Origin of the sequence: Maribacter aestuarii, assembly GCF_027474845.2 — a bacterium.
Taxonomy (GTDB): Bacteria; Bacteroidota; Bacteroidia; order Flavobacteriales; family Flavobacteriaceae; genus Maribacter; species Maribacter aestuarii.
Genome location: NZ_CP107031.2, coordinates 567,953 through 594,602 on the forward strand (window position 1 = coordinate 567,953; position 26,650 = coordinate 594,602).

At 39.1% G+C, this 26,650-nt stretch carries 24 protein-coding genes, 5 tRNA genes and 1 pseudogene; 6 read left to right on the forward strand and 24 right to left on the reverse strand.

What is annotated here, in order from left to right; genetic code table 11:
- Position 1 precedes the first annotated feature (1 nt).
- From rpoC to N8A89_RS02525, 24 genes and pseudogenes are all read right to left on the reverse strand, one after another.
- Complete coding sequence (gene rpoC, locus N8A89_RS02410) at positions 2–4,300, reverse strand: DNA-directed RNA polymerase subunit beta' (protein ID WP_281540824.1); 4,299 nt, start codon at positions 4,298–4,300, stop codon at positions 2–4.
- A 58-nt stretch (positions 4,301–4,358) separates the two neighbouring features.
- Positions 4,359–8,168, reverse strand: coding sequence for a DNA-directed RNA polymerase subunit beta (gene rpoB, locus N8A89_RS02415; RefSeq protein ID WP_281540825.1), 3,810 nt, complete (start codon positions 8,166–8,168; stop codon positions 4,359–4,361).
- A gap of 132 nt (positions 8,169–8,300) precedes the next feature.
- Positions 8,301–8,681, reverse strand: a complete 381-nt coding sequence (gene rplL, locus N8A89_RS02420) for a 50S ribosomal protein L7/L12 (RefSeq protein WP_281540826.1) — start codon at positions 8,679–8,681, stop codon at positions 8,301–8,303.
- Between the two features lie 50 nt (positions 8,682–8,731).
- Positions 8,732–9,247 carry a 50S ribosomal protein L10 gene (gene rplJ / locus N8A89_RS02425; protein WP_289644852.1) on the reverse strand — a complete coding sequence of 172 codons (516 nt, stop codon included), beginning with the start codon at positions 9,245–9,247 and terminating at the stop codon, positions 8,732–8,734.
- Between the two features lie 25 nt (positions 9,248–9,272).
- A complete protein-coding gene (rplA, locus tag N8A89_RS02430; protein ID WP_289644853.1) occupies positions 9,273–9,962 on the reverse strand; it encodes a 50S ribosomal protein L1 in 690 nt (229 codons plus the stop codon).
- Between the two features lie 19 nt (positions 9,963–9,981).
- Complete coding sequence (gene rplK / locus N8A89_RS02435) at positions 9,982–10,419, reverse strand: 50S ribosomal protein L11 (RefSeq protein ID WP_273567713.1); 438 nt, start codon at positions 10,417–10,419, stop codon at positions 9,982–9,984.
- A 66-nt stretch (positions 10,420–10,485) separates the two neighbouring features.
- Positions 10,486–11,037: a transcription termination/antitermination protein NusG gene (nusG, locus tag N8A89_RS02440; protein WP_281540827.1), complete on the reverse strand. Its 552-nt coding sequence runs from the start codon at positions 11,035–11,037 to the stop codon at positions 10,486–10,488.
- A gap of 9 nt (positions 11,038–11,046) precedes the next feature.
- Positions 11,047–11,235: a preprotein translocase subunit SecE gene (secE, locus tag N8A89_RS02445; protein ID WP_281540828.1), complete on the reverse strand. Its 189-nt coding sequence runs from the start codon at positions 11,233–11,235 to the stop codon at positions 11,047–11,049.
- Between the two features lie 48 nt (positions 11,236–11,283).
- A tRNA-Trp gene (locus N8A89_RS02450) sits at positions 11,284–11,359 on the reverse strand.
- A 70-nt stretch (positions 11,360–11,429) separates the two neighbouring features.
- Complete coding sequence (gene tuf, locus N8A89_RS02455; protein WP_281540829.1) at positions 11,430–12,617, reverse strand: elongation factor Tu; 1,188 nt, start codon at positions 12,615–12,617, stop codon at positions 11,430–11,432.
- Between the two features lie 54 nt (positions 12,618–12,671).
- Positions 12,672–12,743 (reverse strand) — tRNA-Thr (locus N8A89_RS02460).
- Between the two features lie 74 nt (positions 12,744–12,817).
- Positions 12,818–12,890 (reverse strand) — tRNA-Gly (locus tag N8A89_RS02465).
- A gap of 48 nt (positions 12,891–12,938) precedes the next feature.
- Positions 12,939–13,020: transfer RNA gene (locus N8A89_RS02470), tRNA-Tyr, on the reverse strand.
- Between the two features lie 27 nt (positions 13,021–13,047).
- Positions 13,048–13,121: transfer RNA gene (locus N8A89_RS02475), tRNA-Thr, on the reverse strand.
- A gap of 100 nt (positions 13,122–13,221) precedes the next feature.
- Positions 13,222–13,524: a ribosome hibernation-promoting factor, HPF/YfiA family gene (hpf, locus tag N8A89_RS02480; RefSeq protein WP_281540830.1), complete on the reverse strand. Its 303-nt coding sequence runs from the start codon at positions 13,522–13,524 to the stop codon at positions 13,222–13,224.
- Between the two features lie 51 nt (positions 13,525–13,575).
- Entirely contained in the window at positions 13,576–14,466 is an 891-nt protein-coding gene (locus tag N8A89_RS02485; protein WP_289644858.1) for a tyrosine-type recombinase/integrase, read from the reverse strand.
- 105 nt (positions 14,467–14,571) lie between these two features.
- The gene (rpsU, locus tag N8A89_RS02490) at positions 14,572–14,766 is read right to left on the reverse strand and encodes a 30S ribosomal protein S21 (RefSeq protein ID WP_047244701.1); all 195 of its coding nucleotides are present in this window, start codon (positions 14,764–14,766) and stop codon (positions 14,572–14,574) included.
- Between the two features lie 135 nt (positions 14,767–14,901).
- The gene (locus N8A89_RS02495) at positions 14,902–16,071 is read right to left on the reverse strand and encodes an acyl-CoA dehydrogenase family protein (protein ID WP_289644861.1); all 1,170 of its coding nucleotides are present in this window, start codon (positions 16,069–16,071) and stop codon (positions 14,902–14,904) included.
- Between the two features lie 4 nt (positions 16,072–16,075).
- Positions 16,076–16,978, reverse strand: a complete 903-nt coding sequence (locus N8A89_RS02500) for a ComEA family DNA-binding protein (RefSeq protein WP_281540832.1) — start codon at positions 16,976–16,978, stop codon at positions 16,076–16,078.
- A gap of 11 nt (positions 16,979–16,989) precedes the next feature.
- Positions 16,990–18,600, reverse strand: a complete 1,611-nt coding sequence (locus tag N8A89_RS02505; protein ID WP_289645541.1) for an alanine/glycine:cation symporter family protein — start codon at positions 18,598–18,600, stop codon at positions 16,990–16,992.
- 84 nt (positions 18,601–18,684) lie between these two features.
- Positions 18,685–19,691: pseudogene (locus tag N8A89_RS02510) on the reverse strand (potassium channel family protein).
- A gap of 2 nt (positions 19,692–19,693) precedes the next feature.
- Entirely contained in the window at positions 19,694–19,921 is a 228-nt protein-coding gene (locus tag N8A89_RS02515; protein WP_281540833.1) for a PspC domain-containing protein, read from the reverse strand.
- A 9-nt stretch (positions 19,922–19,930) separates the two neighbouring features.
- Positions 19,931–21,211 carry a DUF2851 family protein gene (locus tag N8A89_RS02520; RefSeq protein WP_281540834.1) on the reverse strand — a complete coding sequence of 427 codons (1,281 nt, stop codon included), beginning with the start codon at positions 21,209–21,211 and terminating at the stop codon, positions 19,931–19,933.
- A gap of 56 nt (positions 21,212–21,267) precedes the next feature.
- Positions 21,268–21,579, reverse strand: coding sequence for a rhodanese-like domain-containing protein (locus N8A89_RS02525; RefSeq protein ID WP_281540835.1), 312 nt, complete (start codon positions 21,577–21,579; stop codon positions 21,268–21,270).
- A gap of 140 nt (positions 21,580–21,719) precedes the next feature.
- Between N8A89_RS02525 and N8A89_RS02530 the strand changes: the two genes are divergently transcribed.
- The 6 genes from N8A89_RS02530 (at position 21,720) to trpD (ending at position 26,647) form a co-directional block, all read left to right on the forward strand.
- On the forward strand, positions 21,720–22,166 hold the full coding sequence (locus tag N8A89_RS02530; RefSeq protein ID WP_281540836.1) for a MarR family winged helix-turn-helix transcriptional regulator: 447 nt from the start codon (positions 21,720–21,722) through the stop codon (positions 22,164–22,166).
- Positions 22,167–22,173: 7 nt separating this feature from the next.
- Complete coding sequence (locus tag N8A89_RS02535; protein ID WP_281540837.1) at positions 22,174–22,806, forward strand: NAD(P)H-dependent oxidoreductase; 633 nt, start codon at positions 22,174–22,176, stop codon at positions 22,804–22,806.
- Between the two features lie 36 nt (positions 22,807–22,842).
- Positions 22,843–23,421: a YceI family protein gene (locus tag N8A89_RS02540; RefSeq protein WP_281540838.1), complete on the forward strand. Its 579-nt coding sequence runs from the start codon at positions 22,843–22,845 to the stop codon at positions 23,419–23,421.
- 238 nt (positions 23,422–23,659) lie between these two features.
- A complete protein-coding gene (locus N8A89_RS02545; protein ID WP_289644865.1) occupies positions 23,660–25,057 on the forward strand; it encodes an anthranilate synthase component I family protein in 1,398 nt (465 codons plus the stop codon).
- A 3-nt stretch (positions 25,058–25,060) separates the two neighbouring features.
- On the forward strand, positions 25,061–25,627 hold the full coding sequence (locus N8A89_RS02550) for an anthranilate synthase component II (RefSeq protein ID WP_289644867.1): 567 nt from the start codon (positions 25,061–25,063) through the stop codon (positions 25,625–25,627).
- Between the two features lie 24 nt (positions 25,628–25,651).
- On the forward strand, positions 25,652–26,647 hold the full coding sequence (gene trpD, locus N8A89_RS02555) for an anthranilate phosphoribosyltransferase (RefSeq protein WP_289644868.1): 996 nt from the start codon (positions 25,652–25,654) through the stop codon (positions 26,645–26,647).
- The last annotated feature ends 3 nt before the right edge of the window (positions 26,648–26,650 follow it).

Here is a 26,650-nt window from a genome sequence, read left to right on the forward strand (position 1 = left end):
TTTAGAATCTTAAGGCCTCTTTTCTGGCCATGATTTCATCGTATTCCTCTTTAGAACCCACGATAATGTTTTCGTAGTCTCGCATTCCCGTTCCTGCAGGAATCTTATGACCAACAATTACATTTTCCTTTAGTCCTTCCAGGGTGTCTACCTTACCGCTTACAGCAGCCTCGTTCAACACCTTTGTGGTTTCTTGGAAAGAAGCCGCGGAAATGAAAGATTTTGTCTGTAACGATGCTCTAGTGATACCTTGTAGTATTGGAGTCGCAGTGGCTGCAACCGCATCCCTGGCTTCAACCAATGTTTTATCCGCTCGTCTTAACAATGAGTTTTCATCCCTTAAATCTCTTGGACTAATAATTTGACCAGCTTTAAGGTTTTCGGATTCACCAGCTTCCATCACTACCTTCATACCGTAAATTTCATCATTTTCGCGTATAAAGTCGTCCTTGTGTATCAATTGATTCTCAAGGAATATGGTATCTCCTGGATCTACAATTCGAACCTTACGCATCATTTGACGCACTACAACCTCAAAGTGTTTATCGTTTATCTTAACACCTTGCAAACGATAAACTTCCTGTACTTCGTTCACCAAATATTGCTGTACTGCCGATGGTCCTTTTATCGCCAAAATATCCTCTGGGGTAATAGACCCGTCAGAAAGTGGCATTCCGGCACGCACATAATCATTTTCTTGAACCAAAATCTGATTTGAAAGCTTCACCAAATACTTTTTGACTTCGCCTAATTTGGATTCTATAATGATTTCACGGTTACCTCTTTTGATTTTGCCAAAGGATACTACTCCGTCAATTTCAGAAACAACCGCTGGATTAGAAGGATTACGAGCTTCAAAAAGCTCCGTTACTCTTGGAAGACCACCGGTAATATCACCGGATTTTGCAGATTTACGTGGAATCTTCACCAAAATCTTACCTTCCTTAATCTTATCCCCATCATCTACCATGATATGTGATCCTACCGGTAGGTTATACGAACGAAGGGTTTCGCCTTTACCATCTTGAATTAACAAGGTGGGTATCAACTTCTTATTCCTCGATTCTGAAATAACTTTTTCTTGGAAACCAGTTTGTTCATCAATCTCTACTTGGTAGGTAACTCCTTGCTCAATATTTTCATAAGCAATTTTACCTGGGAATTCCGAAACGATTACACCGTTGTACGGATCCCATGAACAGATGACCTCACCTTCCTTGACCTTAGCTCCGTCCTTCACGAAAAGTTGAGAACCGTACGGAATGTTATTGGTACTTAATGTAATCCCTGTCTTGGCATCAACTACTTTGATTTCCGAAGTTCTAGAAATTACAATTTCGGCAGGCTTTCCTTCTGAATTTTCCCCTTTTACAGTTCTTAAATCCTCAATTTCCGCTATACCGGCAAACTTAACTTCAAGCTTATTGTCCTCTGAAATGTTACCTGCAATACCACCTACGTGGAAGGTTCTCAGCGTCAACTGAGTTCCCGGCTCCCCAATAGATTGGGCCGCTACAACACCAACTGCCTCACCTCGTTGAACCATTTTGTTCGTAGATAGGTTTCTACCATAACATTTGGCACAAATACCTTTGTCCGCTTCACAAGTTAATGCTGACCTTACCTCAATTCTCTCAACTGGGGATGCCTCTATTTTCTTAACATCGGACTCCATGATTTCCTGACCGGCGGTGAGCAACAATTCCTCATTCATAGGATTGTAAACATCGTGCAATGAAACTCTACCAAGGATACGTTCTCCCAGCGTCTCTACAATCTCTTCGTTCTTTTTAAGCGCTTGTACCTCTACGCCTCTAAGTGTCTCACAATCCTCTGTATTAATGATTACGTCTTGTGAAACATCAACCAAACGTCGGGTTAGGTAACCCGCATCCGCAGTTTTTAAAGCCGTATCCGCCAATCCTTTACGCGCACCGTGTGTTGATATAAAGTATTCCAAAATGGATAATCCTTCCTTAAAGTTAGAAAGAATAGGGTTTTCAATAATTTCACCCCCACCCGCAGTAGATTTTTTAGGTTTGGCCATTAGTCCACGCATACCTGTCAACTGACGAATTTGTTCCTTAGAACCCCTTGCACCAGAATCAAGCATCATATAAACCGAGTTGAAGCCTTGCTGGTCCTCGCGAATTCGCTTCATGGCCAACTCCGTCAACATAGCGTTGGTTGAAGTCCAAACATCAATAACCTGATTGTAACGTTCGTTGTTGGTAATAAGACCCATATTGTAATTGGCCATAATACCGTCCACTTGTCCGTTAGCATCGGAAATCATCTCGTGCTTTTCTTCAGGAATAATAATATCTCCTAAACTAAAGGATAGTCCACCCTTAAAGGCAAACTCATATCCCATGGTCTTGATCTTATCCAAGAAATCTGCTGTAGTCGGAACATCGGTCACCGCCAAAATACCACCGATGATATCTCTTAAAGACTTTTTGTTCAATACATCGTTGATGTAACCGGCAGCTTCCGGCACTTCCATGTTAAACAAAACCCTACCAACCGTTGTTGGAATAATCTTGTTTACTAACTCTCCTTCTTCATTGAAATCCTTAGCCCTAACCTTAATGCCCGCATTCAAGTTTACCATTCCCTCATTAAAGGCAATTTCCACTTCTTCGTAGGAATAAAAAGTCATTCCTTCACCTTTAATAGGTACTTCGGGTGTAGATTTACGCTCTTTGGTCATATAATATAAACCCAAGACCATATCCTGAGATGGTACCGTAATTGGAGAACCATTGGCAGGATTCAATATATTATGAGAGGCAAGCATTAACAATTGTGCCTCTAAAATAGCTTCAGGGCCTAGTGGTAAATGCACTGCCATTTGGTCACCATCAAAATCCGCGTTAAATGCTGTACATACCAATGGGTGTAAACGAATCGCTTTTCCTTCAATTAATTTCGGCTGAAAAGCTTGAATACCTAAACGGTGTAATGTAGGCGCACGGTTCAATAATACCGGGTGTCCTTTCAATACATTTTCTAAAATATCCCAAACTACGGGCTCTTTCTTGTCAATTATTTTCTTGGCAGATTTTACCGTCTTAACAATACCTCTTTCAATCAATTTTCTGATTACGAAAGGTTTGTAAAGTTCAGCAGCCATATCCTTTGGAAGTCCACACTCAAACAATTTCATTTCTGGACCAACCACGATTACGGAACGCGCAGAATAATCCACACGCTTTCCTAATAAGTTCTGACGAAAACGACCTTGCTTTCCTTTAAGTGAATCCGATAAGGATTTCAAGGGTCTGTTAGACTCGGTCTTAACAGCAGAAGCTTTTCGCGTATTATCAAATAGCGAATCCACCGCTTCTTGAAGCATACGTTTCTCATTTCTCAGAATTACTTCAGGAGCTTTGATTTCAACCAATCTTTTTAGACGATTGTTACGAATAATCACCCTTCTGTATAAATCGTTCAAATCCGATGTCGCAAAACGACCACCATCCAACGGTACTAATGGTCTCAATTCCGGCGGAATAACAGGTATCACCTTCATTATCATCCATTCCGGAAGGTTTTCCCTATTGTCTTGGGATTCCCTTAAAGCTTCAACCACTTGGAGACGTTTCAAGGCCTCGGTTTTTCTTTGCTTAGAAGTTTCCGTATTCGCTTTGTGACGAAGTTCAAAGGAAAGTTCCTTTAAATTGATTCTTCCTAAAAGGTCAATCAAACACTCGGCGCCCATTTTAGCGATGAACTTGTTAGGGTCGGAATCCTCTAGGTATTGATTCTCCTGAGGAATTGATTCCAGAATGTTTAGGTATTCTTCCTCTGTTAAGAAGTCCATTTTCTGTACTTCCTCACCTTCAGGGCCTTTGGCAATACCTGGCTGTATAACCACATAACGCTCGTAGTAGATTATCATATCCAATTTCTTGGACGGAAGTCCAAGTAAGTATCCAATCTTGTTGGGCAAAGAGCGGAAGTACCAAATATGAGCAACAGGCACTACCAAATTGATATGCCCTACCCTATCTCTACGTACTTTCTTTTCTGTAACCTCCACACCGCAACGGTCACAAACAATACCACGGTATCGGATACGCTTGTATTTTCCACAGGCACACTCGTAATCCTTTACAGGACCGAAAATGCGTTCACAGAAAAGCCCGTCACGTTCCGGCTTGTGCGTTCTATAGTTAATTGTTTCAGGCTTTAAAACTTCACCTCTGGATTCTGCTAAAATTGCTTCCGGGGAAGCTAATCCAATTGAAATTTTATCAAACCTTTTTATTGGGTTATTATCTTTTATTCTAGCCATAATAGCGTGCTGATAATGATTTTAATTTTTGTTTCTTGATAGTCTTTCAACTATGTACTTATTCCTCAAGTCTAATATCTAAACCTAATCCCTTAAGTTCGTGCATTAAAACATTGAAAGATTCTGGTAAACCAGGTTCTGGCATAGTCTCTCCTTTAACAATTGCCTCATACGTTTTAGCCCTTCCGATAACATCATCGGACTTCACCGTAAGAATTTCACGCAACGTGGCAGAAGCACCATAGGCCTCTAATGCCCACACTTCCATTTCTCCAAAACGCTGACCACCAAATTGGGCTTTACCACCTAATGGTTGTTGCGTAATTAAGGAGTAAGGTCCAATAGAACGTGCGTGCATCTTATCATCTACCATGTGACCTAGTTTCAACATATAAATGACCCCTACCGTTGCAGGCTGATCAAAACGTTGACCTGTACCACCATCATAAAGGTAAGTATGTCCAAATCTTGGAATACCCGCTTCATCGGTATACTCATTAATCTGATCCAATGTAGCTCCGTCGAATATTGGTGTAGCATACTTTTTGCCTAGTTTGAGACCAGCCCATCCTAAAACAGTTTCGTAAATCTGTCCAATATTCATACGAGAAGGTACACCTAGCGGATTTAAAACGATATCAACTGGTGTTCCATCCTCTAAGAATGGCATATCTTCCTGACGTACAATTCTAGAAACGATACCTTTGTTACCATGACGACCTGCCATTTTATCACCAACTTTTAGCTTACGCTTTTTAGCGATATAAACTTTGGCCAACTTCATAATTCCGGCAGGTAATTCATCACCCACAGAAATGGTAAACTTGTCCCTTCTTAGATTTCCTTGAAGGTCGTTAAGCTTTATTTTATAATTGTGAAGTAAATCCGCAACCGAATCGTTCGTTTTGCTATCCGTTGTCCAGCTACCACTTACCAAATGCGCGAAATCGTCAACCGAATTCAACATTTTCATGGTATACTTTTTACCTTTTGGCAATACTTCTTCACCCAAATCGTTCAAGACACCTTGTGATGTTTTACCGTTTACCAGCGTAAACAACTTCTCTACCAAAATATCCTTTAATTCTTGGAACTTTACTTCATATTCCAATTCCAATTTGGAAAGATCCTCTTTATCCTCAGAACGTTTGCGCTTATCCTTTACAGACCTTGAAAACAACTTCTTATCAATAACCACACCTCTTAAGGAAGGGGAAGCTTTCAACGAAGCATCTTTTACATCACCTGCTTTGTCACCAAAGATGGCACGTAACAATTTTTCTTCAGGAGTTGGATCCGATTCACCTTTTGGTGTAATCTTACCGATTAAAATATCACCAGGTTTTACTTCGGCACCGATTCGAATCATTCCATTTTCGTCCAAGTCTTTTGTAGCCTCTTCAGAAACGTTAGGAATATCATGCGTCAATTCTTCAGCACCTAGTTTCGTATCCCTCACTTCCAAGGAATATTCGTCCACGTGGATAGAGGTAAAAATATCTTCGCGCACCACTTTCTCAGAAATCACGATGGCATCCTCAAAGTTATACCCCTTCCATGGCATAAATGCAACGGTAAGGTTTCTACCTAAAGCCAATTCACCTTTTTCAGTAGCATAACCTTCACAAAGTACTTGTCCTTTTTTAACCTTATCACCTCTCTTAACAATTGGCTTAAGGTTGATGCTTGTACCTTGATTGGTTTTTCTGAATTTCACCAAGAAATACGTCTTCTGATCTTCTTCAAAGCTGATTAATCGCTCAGCATCCGTTCTATCGTATTTAATAGTGATTTTTTCCGCATCTACATACTCGATAACTCCATCGCCCTCGGCATTTATCAATACCCTGGAATCTGAAGCGACTTGTCGCTCCAATCCTGTCCCTACAATAGGGGACTGTGGCTTTAATAATGGTACTGCCTGACGCATCATGTTAGATCCCATCAGGGCACGGTTGGCATCATCATGTTCCAAAAATGGAATTAACGAGGCCGAAATGGACGCAATCTGATTAGGGGCAACATCCGTATAGTGAATTTCACTTGGGTCCACTACTGGGAAATCTCCTTCTTCCCTAGCAATTACCTTATCCGTATCAATGGTGCCATTATCTTTTAGAGGAATGTTAGCCTGGGCTATTTTCATACCTTCCTCCTCCTCTGCACTTAGATAAACATAATTATTGATGTCAACTTTGGAATTCTCGACCTTTCTATATGGTGTTTCCAAAAAGCCCATTGGGTTTACTTTGGCAAACACTGAAAGTGAAGAGATTAATCCAATATTGGGTCCTTCAGGAGTTTCAATAGGACATAAACGACCGTAATGCGTATAGTGAACATCACGAACCTCGAATCCTGCTCTTTCCCTGGAAAGACCACCTGGTCCTAATGCAGACAATCTTCTTTTATGCGTAATCTCTGCCAATGGATTGGTTTGATCCATAAACTGAGACAATTGGTTCGTACCAAAGAAAGAATTTATGACCGAAGACAAGGTCTTGGCATTAATCAAATCAATTGGTGTAAATACCTCATTATCACGAACGTTCATGCGCTCACGAATAGTTCTCGCCATTCTCGCAAGACCAACTCCAAACTGTGAAGACAGTTGCTCCCCTACCGTTCTAACACGACGATTGGAAAGGTGATCAATATCATCAATCTCAGCCTTGGAATTAATCAGCTCAATCAAATATTTTATGATAGTTATGATATCTTCCTTGGTCAAGACCTGCTTGTCCATTCCAATATCCAACTGTAATTTCTTGTTCATTCTATAACGACCAACCTCACCTAAGTTGTAACGCTGATCTGAAAAGAACAATTTATCTATAATACCACGAGCCGTTTCCTCATCGGGCGGCTCAGCGTTACGCAACTGCCTGTAAATGTGTTCGACAGCTTCTTTTTCAGAGTTTGTAGGATCTTTTTGAAGCGTATTGTGAATAATAGCATAATCACTTTGCGCATTATTTTCTTTATGTAAAAGGATAGTTTTTACATCAGCCTCTAAAATCTGTGTAATATGGTCTTTTTCAAGAACGGTATCCCTGTCCAGGATTATTTCATTTCTTTCAATGGAAACAACCTCCCCGGTATCCTCATCCACAAAATCCTCATGCCATGTGTTCAATACCCTAGCGGCTAACTTACGGCCCAACACCTTTTTAAGTCCGGCATTGGAAACCTTAACTTCTTCTGAAAGGTCGAAAATCTCTAAGATATCCTTATCACGTTCAAAACCAATAGCCCTGAACAGTGTAGTGACCGGTAATTTTTTCTTTCTATCGATATAGGCATACATGACGCCATTGATATCGGTAGCAAATTCTATCCAAGAGCCTTTAAAAGGAATTACCCTAGCAGAATATAATTTAGTCCCGTTAGCATGGAATGATTGACCAAAGAAAACCCCTGGCGATCGGTGAAGTTGAGATACAACGACCCGCTCGGCGCCATTAATTACAAATGTCCCACTAGGAGTCATGTAGGGAATGGTGCCCAAATATACATCTTGAACAATTGTTTCAAAATCTTCATGCTCAGGATCGGTACAGTAAAGCTTGAGCCTAGCCTTTAACGGAACGCTATAGGTAAGACCACGCTCTATACACTCTTGGATGGAGTATCTAGGCGGATCGATGAAGTAATCTAAAAATTCCAGAACGAACTGATTTCTTGTATCAGTTATTGGAAAATTTTCCATGAAGGTGTTATATAAACCTTCATCGCCTCTTTGGTCAGATTTAGTCTCCAATTGGAAAAAGTCTTGAAAGGACTTTATCTGAATATCTAAGAAATCCGGATAGTCTGGCGTATTCTTAGCTGAGGCAAAATTTATTCTTTCAGTCTGATTTGTGAACATCTACGGACAGTGTTTTGATCGTGAGTACTAACTAGGTGGCATATATCTTCATATACCTAATTCTATAAAAAGGCTTAGGTCTAACCGCAAAAAGCGAGAAGACCTAAACCAAAAGTGCTATGGTTGTTGCTATTATTTAAGCTCAACTTCTGCTCCTGCTTCTTCCAATGATTTTTTGATGCCTTCTGCTTCGTCCTTGGAAACACCCTCTTTAACTGCTTTAGGTGCGCTATCGACAATGTCTTTAGCATCTTTCAATCCTAGACCTGTCAATTCCTTAACCAATTTTACTACTGCCAATTTAGAACCACCGGCTGCAGTTAAAATTACGTCAAATTCTGACTTTTCTTCAGCGGCCTCACCAGCCTCTGCTCCACCACCACCGGCGGCAACAGCTACTGCAGCAGCTGCAGGCTCAATACCATATTCTTCTTTTAAAATATCAGCTAACTCGTTTACTTCTTTTACCGTAAGGTTAACCAATTGTTCTGCGAAATCTTTTAAATCTGCCATTTTCTATCGTTTAATAAAATTTTAAAATATACTTAGTTTTTAGTGCGTACTTATCTTTCAGATAATGTTTTAAGGATTCCAGCGAGTTTACCACCACCAGATTTAAGTCCAGAAATAACATTCTTGGCAGGGGATTGTAACAATCCGATTATTTCGCCAATCATCTCTTCTTTAGACTTAATGCTAACCAAAGCATCCAAGTTTTCATCACCTATGTAAATTGCTTCCTCTACAAAAGCTCCTTTTAATAAAGGCTTATTAGATTTCTTTCTGAAATTCTTAATAAGCTTTGCTGGAGCGTTTCCTACTTCCGAAAGCATTAATGAGGTATTACCCTTTAATGTTTCGGGAAGTTGGCCAAACTCTTTTTCGGAAGCCTCCATTGCTTTTGCAAGCAATGTATTTTTAACTACTGCTAGCTTAATGTTTGCCTTGAAACAAGCTCTTCGCAAATCCGAAGTAGTTCCTGCATCCAAACCAGAGATATCCGCCAAATAAATAATGGGGCTATCTGCCAACTGCGTAGTCAAATCCTGTATAACCGTTGCTTTTTCTTCTCTTGTCATAATTGAAATTTTTAACTAGCAGTGTTTAAACTGACTTAGGGTCTAATTGAACACTTGGACTCATGGTGCTAGACATGAAAACACTTTTCATGTAAATACCTTTAGAGGCTGTTGGTTTCATTTTGTTTAAAGTCTCCAAAAGTTCTTTGGCATTGCCGGCTATCTTATCCGCAGAAAAGGAAGCCTTTCCTATTGCAGCATGTACAATACCGGTTTTGTCTACTTTAAAATCAATTTTACCTGCCTTAACTTCAGCTACGGCCTTGGCTACATCCATTGTAACGGTTCCTGTCTTTGGATTGGGCATTAAACCTCTTGGTCCTAAAACGCGTCCCAAAGGTCCTAATTTACCCATTACGCTTGGCATGGTGATGATTACATCAACATCTGTCCAACCGCCTTTGATTTTATCCAAATACTCGTCTAACCCTACATAATCGGCGCCAGCTTCCTGTGCTTCGGCCTCTTTGTCCGGTGTTACCAACGCCAAAACTTTTACATCTTTACCAGTACCATGCGGAAGTGTTACCACCCCACGTACCATTTGATTCGCCTTTCTAGGATCTACTCCCAAACGGACGGCCAAATCAATCGACGCATCGAATTTTGTATTGGTTATCTCTTTTATTAAAGCAGAAGCCTCGTCCACAGAGTACAACTTATCCTTCTCTATTTTTGAATGTGCTTCTTTTTGCTTCTTTGTTAACTTTGCCATTTAAATTGCTTTTTAAGAATTAAAAAGGACGTTTTCCCGCTACCTTCATACCCATTGATCGCGCAGTACCTGCTACCATACTCATAGCCGATTCTACGGTGAATGCGTTAAGGTCAACCATTTTATCTTCGGCAATTGCCTTGATTTGGTCCCAGGTTACACTACCTAATTTTACTCGGTTAGGTTCGCCAGATCCTTTTTTAATCTTAGCCGCTTCCATTAATTGAACTGCCGCTGGCGGTGTTTTTACGACAAAGTCAAAAGACTTGTCTTTATATACCGTGATAACAACTGGCAAAACTTTGCCCGGTTTGTCCTGTGTACGTGCATTGAACTGCTTACAGAACTCCATGATGTTAACGCCGGCAGCACCTAAGGCGGGTCCAACCGGTGGCGATGGATTCGCTGCACCTCCCCTAACTTGTAGTTTAACTACTTTACCTACTTCTTTTGCCATTGTTTAAAATTAAATTGAAAGCGTGTTCTTGGAAGCAACACAACTTTAAATATGTAACAATTATTTTTATACTTTCTCTACTTGCATATAGCTAAGTTCCAACGGTGTCTTTCTTCCGAAAATCTTCACCATTACTTCTAGCTTACGCTTTTCCTCGTTTATTTTCTCTACGGTACCATTGAATCCGTTAAACGGACCATCTATCACTTTTACGGTTTCACCGAATACGAAAGGAATGGCTACGCTATCCGTATTAATAGCCAACTCGTCCACCTTACCTAACATTCTATTGACCTCGGATTTTCTCAAGGGAACGGGATCACCTCCCTTGGTTTCACCTAAAAAACCGATAACGTTGGTAATGGATCGAATGATATGGATCATTTCACCACCCAGGTTGGCTTTAATCATTATATATCCTGGAAAATAAACTCGTTCCTTATTTATTTTCTTACCATTTCTAATCTGGACCACCTTTTCGGTAGGCACCAAAACATCTTCCAAATAATCAGAAAATCCATGACGCTCTACTTCACTCTCTATGTAGCCCTTAATTTTATTTTCTTGACCACTTACAGCTCTCACCACATACCATTTCTTATCCAATACTTCTGACATGAGCTTCTATTAATTTAGAACGTTGTTAAAATATAATTTGATAATCTTACTAAAAACAGTATCCACACCCCAGGTTGCCAAAGCGAACAGTATAGAAAATACGGCAACAATAACCATTAGGTTGGAGGATTCTGCACGAGAAGGAAGGGTTACATTATTCCTTAACTCTTCAACAGATTCTTTTATATATGTGAACATTCCTATTATTTTTCAGATTCAAAAAAAGAGAAAACCTCAATTATAACTTGGCACGGGAGGAGAGACTCGAACTCCCGACACCTGGTTTTGGAGACCAGTGCTCTACCAACTGAGCTACACCCGTTTGTATTTACATCGAAAGGTATCCGCTTATGACGGACACCCTTTGATGTAACACTCTTATTGTCTAAAGATTAATCTAAAATCTTCGTAACCTGTCCAGCACCTACAGTTCTACCACCTTCACGGATTGCAAAACGTAGACCTACACTTAATGCGATTGGCTGAATCAACTCAACAGTAATTGTTAAGTTATCACCAGGCATAACCATTTCAACTCCACTAGGAAGTGCAATGTTACCAGTTACGTCTGTAGTTCTTACATAGAATTGTGGACGATAATTGTTATGGAATGGCGTGTGACGGCCACCTTCTTCTTTTTTAAGGATATAGACCTCAGCTTCAAATTTAGCGTGTGGCTTAACAGAACCTGGCTTACAGATTACCATTCCACGACTAATTTGGGATTTTTCGATACCTCTTAATAGAATACCTACGTTATCTCCAGCCTCACCCCTGTCCAATATCTTACGGAACATTTCAACACCAGTAATCGTAGAGGCCAATTTCTCAGCACCCATACCTATAATATCAACAGCATCACCAGTATTGGCAATTCCCGTTTCGATACGTCCTGTAGCCACTGTACCACGACCAGTAATCGTAAATACATCCTCTACCGGCATTAAGAAATCTTTCTCAACGTCTCTAGTTGGAAGCTCAATCCACTCATCTACTGCATTCATCAATTCCATTACGGTATCAACCCATTTCTGCTCACCGTTCAACGCACCTAATGCAGAACCAGCAATTACAGGTCCGTTATCACCATCATATTCATAGAAAGAAAGTAATTCACGTACCTCCATCTCAACAAGCTCGATTAGTTCCTCATCATCAACCATATCAACCTTATTCATGAAAACAACGATTCTTGGAATACCTACCTGGCGACCTAAAAGGATGTGCTCACGGGTTTGTGGCATAGGACCATCAGTAGCGGCAACAACCAATATGGCACCGTCCATTTGAGCCGCACCTGTAACCATGTTCTTTACGTAATCCGCGTGACCTGGACAGTCAACGTGCGCATAGTGACGGTTAGCGGTTTGGTATTCTACGTGAGACGTATTAATCGTAATACCCCTTTCTTTTTCCTCTGGAGCGTTGTCGATAGAATCGAAACTTCTCATTTCAGAAAGTCCTGCGTTAGCCAAAACCGTTGTAATAGCTGCAGTCAATGTAGTTTTACCGTGATCTACGTGTCCAATAGTACCAATATTTAAATGCGGTTTGGAACGATCAAAAGTTTCCTTTGCCATGTTTATTAATTTTAATCTTAGTTTATATTAGTGTACAAATTTATACCTTAATTGAGCCAATGACGAGATTTGAACTCGTGACCTCTTCCTTACCAAGGAAACGCTCTACCCCTGAGCTACACCGGCGTAAAGTGTTGAATCTATCCTTATCAAATAGATTCCTGCCTTCGCAGGAATGACATAACTGTCAGATATTATTGAGCGGGAGACCGGGTTCGAACCGGCGACATTCAGCTTGGAAGGCTGACGCTCTACCAACTGAGCTACTCCCGCTTATAAAAAATCAATATTTCAGTAAAGTCCCACAAACAAAAGTTAAAGTGGGGAGAGCAGGATTCGAACCTGCGAAGACGTAGTCAGCAGATTTACAGTCTGCCCTCGTTGGCCGCTTGAGTATCTCCCCTTTTAACCAGTATTTTAAGAACTTAAGAGCCGATAGAGGGACTCGAACCCACGACCTGCTGATTACAAATCAGCTGCTCTAGCCAGCTGAGCTACATCGGCATTTTATACTTTTTATCGCATAAAAAAGTCCGCTATTTCTAACGGACTGCAAATGTATTGATTTATTTGTTTATTCAAAACAAAATTTCGAAAATTTTAATTAGGCATACAAACGTAATTTTTGCTTTCTTTTAATTAGCTTTCGCTCTAATGAATTACATGCAGAATCAACAGCCTCCTCAAAAGATTTACATTGCTTTTTTACAATGAACTTATCCTTTGGAACATTTAATTTAATCTCAACGATCTTATTCTCTTTTGCGCTTGTGTTCTCCACCTTTAAATAAACATCGGAACTTATAACCTTATCGTAAAAGGTTTCTAACTTATCCATACGATTTTGCAAAAAGGAAATTAATTTAACGTCAGCATTAAAATTTACTGATTGTGCATTTACTTTCATAGGCTTAAGTTTTAGCATCCTAAAAAACTAGGACAGGTTAAACGAATACTTTTATTTCTCCCCCCTAGGGTGAGCCGAGGCATGTACTTTTTTTAATTCTGCTATACTATTATGTGTATAGACTTGCGTTGATGCTAAGCTGGAATGCCCCAATAATTCCTTTACCGCGTTTAAATCAGCCCCTTTGTTCAATAGATGGGTAGCAAAGGTGTGCCTTAGAATGTGCGGACTTGTTTTCACCTTAGAGGAAACCTCTCTAAAGTACTTATTTATAATTCTATAAACAAGAGTTTCGTATACTTTATTGCCCGATTTGGAAAGAAAAACAAAGCGCTTATCTATAATATTCTCCAACTTATTTCTCTCCTCGTAGTAGGAGGCAAAATAACCCTTAGTTTCTTGTAGCATCGGAATTATCCTTTCCTTTTTGCGCTTACCGAGAACCTTTATGGTATCGGATTCAAAATTCACGTCGGTTAATTTGAGGTTAATCAATTCTGACCTTCTCATTCCCGTGGCGTAAAGCACATGGATGATAAGTCTATCTCGTTTACCCTCAAAATCATCATTATAAACAATTGCGGAAAGCACAGCGTTCATTTCCACTTCCGAAAAAGGAATTTCAATTTTCTTAGCTGTTTTGAGCGCTTTATGTTTGGCTAGGGGACTTACCTCTATTTCCCCTATTTTCTGAAGGAATTTGAAATAGGCTTTTAATGAAGCAATTTTTCTGTTAATTGTGCGATTGGTCACCTTCGTTTCGGACAATTGCACAATCCAATTTCGCACCATTACGTAAGCCGCTTGATCAAGGCCTTTCAATTCAAAATTATCCGCGCAAAAAGTTGAAAACTCATTTATGTCATTTATATATGCGTTTACGGTGTGAACAGAATAGTTTTTTTCTAGGGTAAGATATTCTTCGAATTGTGATAGTAACATAGTCAAAGTTACCAATAGTTCCCTTTGGTTAGATTAACGTAACAGAAAAAATCCCGTTACGATTATAATCGTAACGGGATTTATATTCTAAATAGGAACAGAAAATTATATTTCTTCCTGGTCTCTTAAGCCTTGTATATATTGTGCTTTTTGAATCTGCGCTCTGCGCTCTACAGAAGGTTTCGTAAACTGCTGACGTTTTCTCAACTGTCTCATTGTACCTGTCTTATCGAACTTACGCTTGAAGCGCTTTAAAGCTCTATCTATGTTTTCTCCTTCTTTTACTGGTATTATTAACATGGGCTACAACCTCCTTTCTTTAATGATTAAGGCCGCAAATATATGAACTAATTTATATTCTACAACCATATTTGGTATTTATAAACGTAAATACTGAAATTTATGTGACCTAGTATTTCAGAATCGATACAATCTTTAATCCTTTGGTCCCTTATACTCCTTCTTGTCTATCACGATTTTCGCAATAATTTCCCTCAAAATTTCTGAGGTACCCCCACCGATTGGCCCCAATCTGCTGTCGCGTAATAATCTCGCAAGAGGATAGTCCTCTATGTAGCCATATCCCCCTAAAAATTGAAGGCAGGCATAGGCGACATCATCCGCCATCTTTGTAGATCTTAATTTTGAAATTGTGGCTTCCTTAACAACGTATTCTCCTTGATTTAACTTATATGCAACGGAATAGTTGTATTCTCGGCACATGTCCATATCGGCATAAAGGTCTGCAACAGTGTGTCGCAAGGCCTGAAATTGGTCTATTTTTTGTCCAAAAGCTTCCCTTTCAGACATATATTGAAGCGCGTATTCTAAAGCATAGTCAGCTCTAGCATGCGCATTAATACCCATAACAAGCCGCTCCAGGGCAAACGCCTCCATGATATAGGTAAAACCTTTATCTTCTTCCCCTAAAATATTTCCTATTGGTACCTCGACGTTGTCAAAAGCCAATTCCGCAGTGTCCGAGGCCCTCCATCCCAATTTATTCAGCTTATTTGCAGTAACGCCCTTGCTGTTTCTATCAACCACTAAAATGCTTATCCCTTTATTTCCTACTGAAGGGTCAGTCTTTGCTGCTACGATCATGTAGTCGCAATAAACTCCATTGGTTATAAACGTCTTGGACCCATTAAGTACATATGAATCCCCTTTTTTTATCGCAGTCGTACGCATACCTGCCACATCACTACCCCCAAACGGTTCGCTTACCGCCAGACAGCCAATTTTCTCACCAGCAACGCTTGGCGCCAAGTATTTCTTCCTAAGCTCCTCTCCTGCATTTTTGTTAAGATGTGTCATGGCCAAATAGGCATGTGCCCAAATTGCCGCGGCAAACCCACCGGAATTTATTTTTTGGAGTTCCTCCAACAAGATTACCGTGTAGAACAAATCCAAACCTAAACCGCCGTCCTTCTCTGGGGTAGCCAGACCGAAATATCCCATCTCACCAAATTTCTCCCAAATAAACCGATCAATAGTGCCTGTCTCCTCCCATTTATCTATGTGGGGAACTACTTCTTTTTGTAAAAAATCCTTTAAACTTTGTCTAAATAATTGATGTTCTTCAGTGAAGTACATACTTTGCATAGCCTTATTTTTTTAGCGACAAATATAATGCAATTCTGTCTATCTTCTCCATTGGAAAATTCTCTACTTTTGATAATTCGTCAAATGAATTTATACTTCCGTTGAGATTCCTATAATCCACGATGCCCTGAGCCACATTTTTTTGAAGATATACTAATTCGGCAATTTCTTGAACGGATGCTTCATTGATCTTTATTTTTTCAATTTTGGGTGGATTTAAAACTTTGAATCGGCTTAAAGTTCTTTCCACCACATCCGGCTCCAACCCGTACACATCGTAAAGTTGTTCGTCAACTAGAAAACCTCTCAACCTATCCCTAAATTTTATGATACGGGCGGACAATTTGTCCCCAATACCATAAATCCGTTTAAGGTCTTGGGCCGTAGCCAGATTTAAATCCGCTTGTTCAGGCCGCGCTTCATTGGATGCTTTCTTATTAAGAGAGCTTTTTCCATTTTGATTTTCGCTTTCCACTTTCGGTTTACTATTCCCTTTTGTCCATTCAGGAAATTTGAAGTTTGTTGAAATTGATGCTAAAAGTGAATCAGAGACTTGGGTAACGGTTTGAAATTCCTCTGCAGAGTTTACGAACTTATTCTGTGCCCTATACTTATGCAAACGGTCAATTTCTTCAACGGACATACCTAAGGTGTAGCCCTTATAGTCCGTAATAAAGTTGGGATTAAAAGGAAACGCCTGTTTGATTTCGGTTTTCGTGGTGGCTGCCTTTAGACTATCAATCCTTTGTTGCATGGCATCGTTCACTACAAGCGATGCAGTAGTATCAACTTTAAATTTCTGATATAAAAAGTAGCCGACTTGGACACTTACTAAAAGAAGCAGCAAAAAGAAAATCCCACTTCGTTCTTGCTTACTGAACGTGAAGTGGGATTTGAAATTTTTCAATTTTTTAATGCTTAATAAACCTTCTGGATGGCATCCAAGTATCTACTTAGACTCTTTTTAACTTTCGGGAATAATATCAATAACCCAATCATGTTAGGGAAGACTAAGGCTAAGATCATGGCATCGGAAAACTTAATCACGGCATCCAAAGTAGCGGCTGCACCGATAACGACGAACATAAGGAACAATACCTTATAGACGATATCAGCGGTTTTACCCCTTCCAAAAAGGTACTTCCATGACTGCAGCCCATAATAAGACCAAGAAATCATGGTTGAAAATGCAAAAAGAATTATGGCTATGGTAAGTACATATCTAAATCCTGGTATTACCGAATCATAGGCCATGGAAGTTAAATCAACACCACCAACATAAGCTCCACTTTCATTAAGTAACACCGTGCTACCCACACCATTTCCATAATCAAAGGCGCCAGCATCCATATTAAAGAATATGATGACCAATGCGGTCATGGTACATATAACGACAGTATCAATGAACGGTTCCAATAGAGCTACAATACCTTCACTTGCAGGATATCTGGTTTTTACTGCGGAGTGGGCAATTGCGGCAGAACCGGCACCCGCCTCATTGGAGAAGGCAGCTCTTTGGAAGCCGACAATGATTACCCCTACGATACCGCCAATAGCAGCATCAGGTGAGAAGGCTCCGGCGAAAATCATTCCGAAAGCATCACCTATATATTTTATGTTAGCAAAAATAATTACCAAGGAGGCCAACACATAAATACCGGCCATAAATGGTACTATCTTTTCGGTAACTGATGCTATTTTTTTTATACCCCCAATTATTACGATACCGACCAAAATGGCCAAGATGACACCAATAATCACACCTGTGGCGCCACCTTCCAAGCTGAGCATGGTAGTTAGCTGCACCGCAGCTTGGTTGGATTGGAAAGCATTACCACCACCAAAGGAAGCTCCAACGCATAAAATTGCAAAAATTGCAGCTAAAACTTTACCCAAAACCTTCATATTGCCCTCGCTGAGTCCTTTGGACAAGTAATACATAGGTCCTCCATAAACAGTACCATCCGGTCCTACATCCCTATACTTGACCCCTAACGTACATTCCACAAATTTTGTGGACATACCGATTAAACCACACACGATCATCCAAAAGGTTGCACCCGGACCTCCCAGTGCAATCGCAACAGCAACCCCTGCAATATTACCCAAACCTACGGTCCCTGAAACAGCGGTAGCCAATGCCTGAAAGTGACTTACTTCCCCTTCCTCACTTTCGTCACGGATGGTATCAGGGATATCACCGTCCTCTGTCATGTGAAGTTCCACCTTCTCAAGTCCATACTTCTCAATTTCCTCATATTTTCCACGCACCACGTTAATCGCCAAAGGAAATTTCGTAATACCTGGAAACTTAAAATAAATGGTAAAAAATGTAGCGCCTAGAATAAGTAATATCAAAACTATCGGAATATTATAACCCGCTACCGGAATCGAAGTTAGGACAGTTGCCTCCCACCAAGTTGCAAAAGGCATGAAAGCATCATTTACTTTCTCGTCCAATCCTTTTTCTTGTGCAAAGGAAAAAACTGGGAGTAAAACTGCAAGAAGGGATAGAAGTTTATACTTCATCATATTGTCTATATTTAGTTAGTTTGAAAGATTGGCAATATCCTAAAAATAATGTACTGAATCAAATATATCTTCAAAAGATCACTACGCTATATGGAACATTTGATTCAGTTTTCTTATTTGCTCAGGTCTACCCAAAACGATAACCTTGCTCTTGGGAAGTAATTGTAAGTCTGCTTCTGGATTGATAATATACTCACCATCAGGGGCAATATAGCCAATTATGGTACAGCCCGTTTTCTTTCTTAAATCCAAATCACGTAACGAATTACAGTCCACTTGATCTGCAAAATCCTCTATGGCAACTTCTTCTAGATTAATGGTGTGCTCTCCTTCCATTGAGAGTTTATCCATAAACGTTATCAAATCGGGCATAACCACAAGGGATGCCATGTGATCCCCCCTATTTTATCCGGCATTATAACTTTATTAGCTCCGGCAAGTAGTAGTTTTTTCTGAGAGGTTATCAGGGAGGCTCGGGAAATAATAAATAAATCCCTGTTCAATTGCCTAGCGGACAACACCACGAATAAATTCATAGCATCATCTGGCAAGGCAGTAATGAGGTATTGGGCACGTGTTATTCCAGCTAAGTGCAATACATCGTCATCATTAGCATCACCCTCCACAAAAAGAACTTCATCCTCATGTTTCTCAATAAGTTCTTTATCCCTTTCTATGACTACAAAAGGTCTTTTATAGGCTTTAAGCCTTTCGGCCGCTTGCATGCCGTTGCGACCATATCCGCAAACTATTACATGATTGGATAGGTTTTCAATAGTGTTTCTCACCTTTCTCTTTTTTAAAAGTTGTAACGAATTTCTGCTTAAAATATATTCCGTAATAACCGAAATAGCAAAACCTACGATTACTACGCTGGTTACAATTAGGATTACGGTAAAAATTTTGCCTTCAGTTTCCATAGGTCTTACCTCAGAAAACCCAACCGTAGTTACCGTAATAATAGTCATGTAAAAAGCATCAATCCAGGAGTAGTCGGAAATAAACCGATATCCGATTACTCCGAACATCAGGACTACTAAAACGAGAAATAACGCCAAATATATTTTAGAACGAAAAAGCTTTATCATGCCTAGAGGTCAAATACCGAAGTTCTTTTTGTATAAATTAAATCCTTGATTTTTAACCAAAATGCAAGGAAAAGATATAAAGCAAAACCAAAACCCAATGTAACGAACGTTAAGTAAATAAAAGAAGTACGAACTACCCTAGCCCTAATACCTAGTCTTTCGGCAATCCTCCCACAAACTTCAAAACCTCTTTTTTGCAAATAATGTAATAAGTCGTAGAATATGTTCATAGTATAAAATTAAGGCTTTAAATTTAATAACTCGGAACCAACCACACATTGCAAACATTTGTTCTTGGTACAATAATTATTATATAACTGAAGTAAGGCCTGACTTTTTTCTGCACTTTCGACCGGTACCCCAAGTTTTTCATAGTTTTGGATAATGTTATTAGACTCGCTTGCAATACCTCTAATAGTTTGTATAAACGATTCATCTATTGGTAAACCTTTGTATTTTAGATAACAAAATTTTATAGGTAAAATGGCATTTATGATCAATAGATCTACAAACTTTTTGGAAGTAGTTTTTGAACGTGTTTTAGAAACTTTACCGAACGTATAATGATTATCCCAATACGGATTTGCAGTTACTTTTAAAATTTCATAGTAATTACTGTTTTCAGCTTCAATAAGCTTGTGGAACATATTCGGGTTGGCAGCATATAGCCTTGCTATTTGTGATAAGCGAATAGTTGGAAAATTGGAAGGCCTCAGTTTAAAAAACGCTGGGGGACCTATGGTGGACTCCTCCAAATTATGCTTGTGCTTGAGAAAATTAAACTCCTCCTTGAGTTTTAAAAAATGAGAGTCAACAATTTCTTCCGATTCCAAAAGCTTGGCAAGCCCTAGGAGTAGACTCTCCATTTGTAATGGTTTGCCTGCTAGTTTTCTTATAATTGAAAAATCTAGGTTGGTACCTAAGTTATAAAAGACATCCCCATTTATTTTAGATCCAAAATTCTTCAATAAAAGTACGAACAGGACTTTTTCCCAATCGTTTTGAGAAGTCTTTAAAAGCTCTAAAATAACTTCGGATTTTTGTTCCAGTCTTTCAATATATAATCTTTCCACCCAGTTGTCCCATTTGAAATTCGAAACTAACTTGATATCTTTTCCACAATTGATAAACTGATGCCGTTGTTGCTCAAACAACTTCTCATAAGCTTGTAATAATTCATCATTAATATATGCCTTGAGCTCCAAGGTGGGAACTACCGAGCCATCTCCTCTATGCACTCTAATATCATCCTCATAGACCACATGCAATATGACATTGTCATAGTTTTTATCATCTTCATGTTTGTGGGCATACCAATCTGAGGAATTCACATGGATTTCCACATTTCCTGCCCATAGTTGGTCATCAATTTTAATTTGAGCATTAAAAAAGTCGGGGCCTGCCAGCATGTTATGGGTGCCAACTGATAGCACCGATAACAACTCACCATCAGTTGTTTTCAATTCTAAACTTGGAAATTTTCGGTATTTCCAGATAAAATGAAGCAAATCCTCACGCATGACCTAAAAGTAAAAAACCCGCTTTAAAGCGGGTACTTAATTTATACAAAACCAATCTAGCCTGCAGTCTCGCCTTCCCAATTCATAAAACCACCTTCTAAATTATAGGCATTAGCGATACCAATGCTGTTCATAATGGCACAAGCTTGTCCACTTCTATTACCGGACCTGCAATACACATAGTAATTCTTGGACTTATCTAATTTCTCTAATTCGTCCAAAAATTCCTGCCCTAAATAAATATCGATATTCTTAGAATTGGGTATGTATCCTTCCTCTATTTCCTCTGGTGTCCTAACATCTAAAATAAATGCATTGTCATCTTTGGATAATTGCTCTTCCCATTCTTCTTGTGATAAATCTGCCATAGTTGTAAACTTTAGAATTTCAAAAATAACCGATTTCGTTCAAATGCAAACATTTTACTTTTTAACAAAAATTTAATTTGTTCTTTCATTATCATGATAATTTAAAATTATACATTTGTATATACAATTGTTGTAACTACATGAATGTAGAGGAAATCATAAAAACAGATAAGAAAATACCTTTGGAAAGAAGAACGATAATTCATCTTTCCTTAGTCTGTAATAAAATAGACGATGAGGTATCTTCTGCATTAAAACCTTTTGATATATCCATTCAACAATTTAATGTATTACGAATCTTAAGAGGGCAAAAAGGGAAACCCGCCAATCTTTCTACTATTAACGAACGTATGGTGACCAAAAGCAGCAATACAACTAGATTGGTGGACAAACTACTAATAAAGAAATACGTAAATAGAGATGTCTGTCCGGAGAACCGTCGAAAGGTTGAAATAAGCATAACCGAAAAGGGATTGGATTTTTTAAATCAAATAGATGGCATACTCTTTGAAACAGAAGAACAGATTCTAAGTGATTTTTCTGAAACAGAGCTTTCGGAGTTGAACAGATTATTAGATAAATTCTAAAAAGCAAATGAACAAAACAATTGACAAACTAAACTGGCGTTATGCCACAAAAAAATTCGATAGCTCTAAGAAAATTAGTAATGAGGATTTGAATACACTTTTAGAAGCAACGAGATTAAGTGCTTCGTCCTATGGTCTTCAGCCGTATCACGTACTAGTAATAGAAAACAATGAAATCCGAGAAAAGTTAAGACCGGCATCCTGGGGACAATCACAGATAACGGATGCATCCCATCTAATCATTTTCACGAACAAAACCACATTTGAAGAAGATTTGGTAGACGATTATTTGAAAATTGTTGGGAACACTAGGGGTATTGCTGAAAAAGATTTAAAGGGTTATTCCGATTTTATGAAATCTAAACTTATGCAGCTCAGTGATGCAGAAAAGGAAGTTTGGACCGCAAATCAGGTATACCTGGCACTTGGAAACGTGATGACTATTGCGGCAGAACTTGAAATAGACACTTGCCCTATGGAAGGTTTTGAAACGGAGAAATACAACGATATATTAGGCCTAAACGACAAGAACTTAAATGCGTCGGTAGTTTTGGCAGTTGGATATCGTTCCCAAGAAGATGAGACCCAACATTATCCAAAGGTCCGTAAATCAACAAAAGAATTATTCACTCATATATAAATAAACAATAAACATATTAACATTTAAATCACAAACATGAAAAAGACAATTTTTAGTATCGCACTTGCATTAGTTTTCGGATTTTCCGCAACTGCAACCACCCCATTAGATGGAGAGAAGAAAGAAGTGAAAGCCAGCGAAAGCACAGTAACTTGGAAAGGTTATAAAGTAACCGGGTCACACGAAGGCACAATTGACCTAAAATCCGGGTATCTGGAAATGGACGGCAAAAAACTTACCGGGGGGCAATTTGTAGTAGATATGACCTCTATTTCCAATTCAGACTTGGAAGGTGAATCCAAGGGAAAATTAGAAGGACATTTGAAGTCCGACGATTTCTTTGGTGTAGCCACTCACCCTACTGCCAAATTGGTATTTACTTCGGTAAAACCACTTAATAAAAATTCATACACCGTAACGGGAGATTTGACCATTAAGGAAACTACGAAACCAATAACATTTGTTGTCTCTGTATATGAGAACAAAGCAACCGCTACCATGAAAGTGGATAGAGCAGAATATGATGTGCGTTATGGGTCTGGAAGTTTCTTTGATAATCTTGGGGACAAAACCATTTACGACGAATTTGATTTGGTAGTGGATTTACAATTATAAATAAACTTGACCTCACAAGTTGGTCCCGCTAACCTCAAATAGGATAGCGGGATTTTTTTATACGGTACATATTGGGTATTAAGGAAATGATTTCTATCTTTGACGTTCAATGCAAAAAAGAAATGTAAATACATGGTGGTGGACTAACTTACGATCTTCGTGAGCTAAGCAACCTTGTAGTTAAACTATAGTAAAGCTTGTCATCACGACAGGCTTTTTTCATTTTATATGATTTGTTATGATTTTTAGATTGAAAACTCATTATAAAAAAATACTTGCGGATACTATTACGCCGGTTAGCGTATACCTCAAAATTAGAGATCGTTTTCCCAGTAGCATCCTGTTGGAAAGTAGTGACTATCATGCTAACGACAATAGTTTTTCCTATATCTGTTGTAATCCCATCGCATCTATTAAGATAGAAAACGAAACAATTTTTCAACAATTTCCGGATGGTACTAATCAAGAATTACAAATTGAAGCTGACACCGACGTTGTCGAGATAATTCACGATTTCAGTCAAAAATTTGAAACGGAAAACAATCAGTTTAAATTTATCAATAATGGTCTTTTTGGTTATATGGCCTATGATGCCGTTCGTTATTTTGAGGACGTAAAAATCTCAAAGAAGGAAGGCTCCTTGGATATTCCGGATATCTACTATGCCGTTTATCAGAATATCATAGCCATCAATCATTTTAAAAATGAGGCATACCTCTTTGCCCATTGCTTTGAGACCGAAAATAATATTTCCGAGCTGGAACAGATGCTCAACGTTAAGAATTTTGCATCTTATAATTTTAAGACTGAAGGAAAACCAACATCTAATCTAGAGGATGCAGAATACAGGGAACATGTTGCTTTGGCCAAAAAACACTGTCAACGTGGTGATGTCTTTCAACTAGTTTTATCCAGAAGGTTTTCACAAGATTTTAAAGGGGATGAATTTAATGTTTATAGAGCACTACGTTCTGTAAATCCCTCGCCCTATTTATTCTACTTTGACTACGGAGATTTTAAAATATTTGGGAGCTCGCCAGAAGCTCAGCTAATAGTTAACAATGGCAAGGCAGAAATACATCCTATCGCGGGAACCTTTAAAAGAACTGGCAACGATGAGCAAGATGCAGAACTTGCAAAAAAATTAAAGGTTGATGATAAGGAAAATAGCGAACATGTAATGCTGGTAGACCTTGCGCGGAACGACCTTAGCAGAAACGGGAACGTGGTTAAAGTAGAGAATTACAGAGAAGTTCAATTCTTTTCTCACGTGATTCACTTGGTAAGTAAGGTCACCGGGCAAAAAAAAGCGGATATTTCAACGATGAAGGTTGTGGCGGATACTTTTCCCGCCGGGACTTTAAGCGGCGCGCCAAAACATATGGCCATGCAACTTATAGAGAAATATGAAAAAACAGGTAGGAGTTATTACGGCGGAGCCATTGGCTTCATGGATTTCAAAGGTAATTTTAACCATGCTATTATGATCCGTACTTTTTTGAGCAAAAACCATCAACTGCATTATCAAGCCGGAGCCGGACTGGTTGCAGCATCGGAACCAGAAAACGAGCTACAAGAAACCTACAATAAATTGGGTGCATTGACCAAAGCACTTGAAATAGCGGAGACTATTTAGATTATGAAAAAGATATTAGTCATAGACAATTACGATAGTTTTACCTATAATCTAGTGCATTATTTGGAGGATTTGGATTGTGCCGTAACCGTTAAGCGAAACGATCAGCTGTTACTGGATGATGTGAGTCCTTTTGACGACATAGTACTTTCTCCTGGCCCGGGAATCCCTGATGAAGCAGGCATGCTAAAGGATATCATTCGGACCTACGCCCCAACAAAAAAAATATTTGGCGTTTGTTTAGGGCAGCAAGCAATAGCCGAAGTTTTTGGAGGCACGCTCATCAACCTGAACGAAGTATACCATGGCATAGCCACTAAAATAAGCATCCTCAAAGGTGATGATCCGCTTTTTGAAGGTATGCCGAATGAAATTGAAGTGGGGCGTTACCACTCTTGGGTTGTAAATCCGGATTTACCAAAGGTTTTAGAAGCAACCTCGATTGATGAAAATGGCCAAATCATGTCCCTTAGACATAAGGAGTATCGTGTCTGCGCCGTTCAGTTTCACCCAGAATCGGTATTAACGCCAAATGGAAAAAAAATACTGGAGAATTGGTTAAAGGAATAGGCACTGAAATACATTCAGCATAAAATGAAAGAAACATTAAATAAATTAATTAATCACGATATTCTTCCGAAAGAGGAAGCGAAGAAAATATTGGTGAATATTGCGAAAGGGGATTATAATACTAGTCAGATAGCTGCCTTTTTAACCGTGTATATGATGCGCAGCGTTACTACCGAGGAATTGGAAGGCTTTAGAGATGCGTTATTAGAACTATGTTTGGCCGTTGATCTATCCGACTATAATCCAATCGATTTATGTGGAACCGGTGGGGATGGTAAAGATACTTTTAATATCTCTACTTTGGCTTCTTTTGTTACTGCGGGAGCAGGAATCAAAGTTACTAAACACGGTAATTACGGTGTTTCTTCCAAGTGCGGCAGCAGTAATGTAATGGAGTTCTTAGGGATTAAATTCAGTAATGAAAAAGAATTTCTGGAAAAGTCCATTGACCAAGCCGGAATATGCGTGTTGCATGCCCCGCTTTTTCACCCAGCAATGAAAAATGTTGCCCCTATTCGAAGGGAACTAGCCGTGAAAACTTTTTTTAACATGCTCGGTCCTATGGTGAATCCCGCATTTCCTAAAAATCAAATTGTAGGCGTATTTAATTTAGAGCTTGCCCGTATGTATGGGTATCTTTATCAAAATACGGATAAGAATTTTACTGTGCTACATGCCTTGGATGGATATGATGAAATCTCTTTAACATGTAACACCAAGACAATTTCTAATACGAGCGAGGGTCTACTTAGGCCTTCCGATTTTGGTGTTGAACTTGTAAAGCAATCTGAAATAGTTGGTGGAGAATCCATAGAAGAATCCGCCCAGATTTTCTTGGATATTTTGCAGGGACGAGGCACGGAAGCACAGAATAACGTGGTTTGCGCCAATGCCGGAATTGCGATTGCAACAGTAGAGCATATTTCACCGAAAGCCGGATTTGAAAAAGCTAAAGAATCTCTTTTAAATGGTAACGGATTGAAAACTTTAAAGAAGCTGCAAGAATTGAGCAGAAATTGAGCC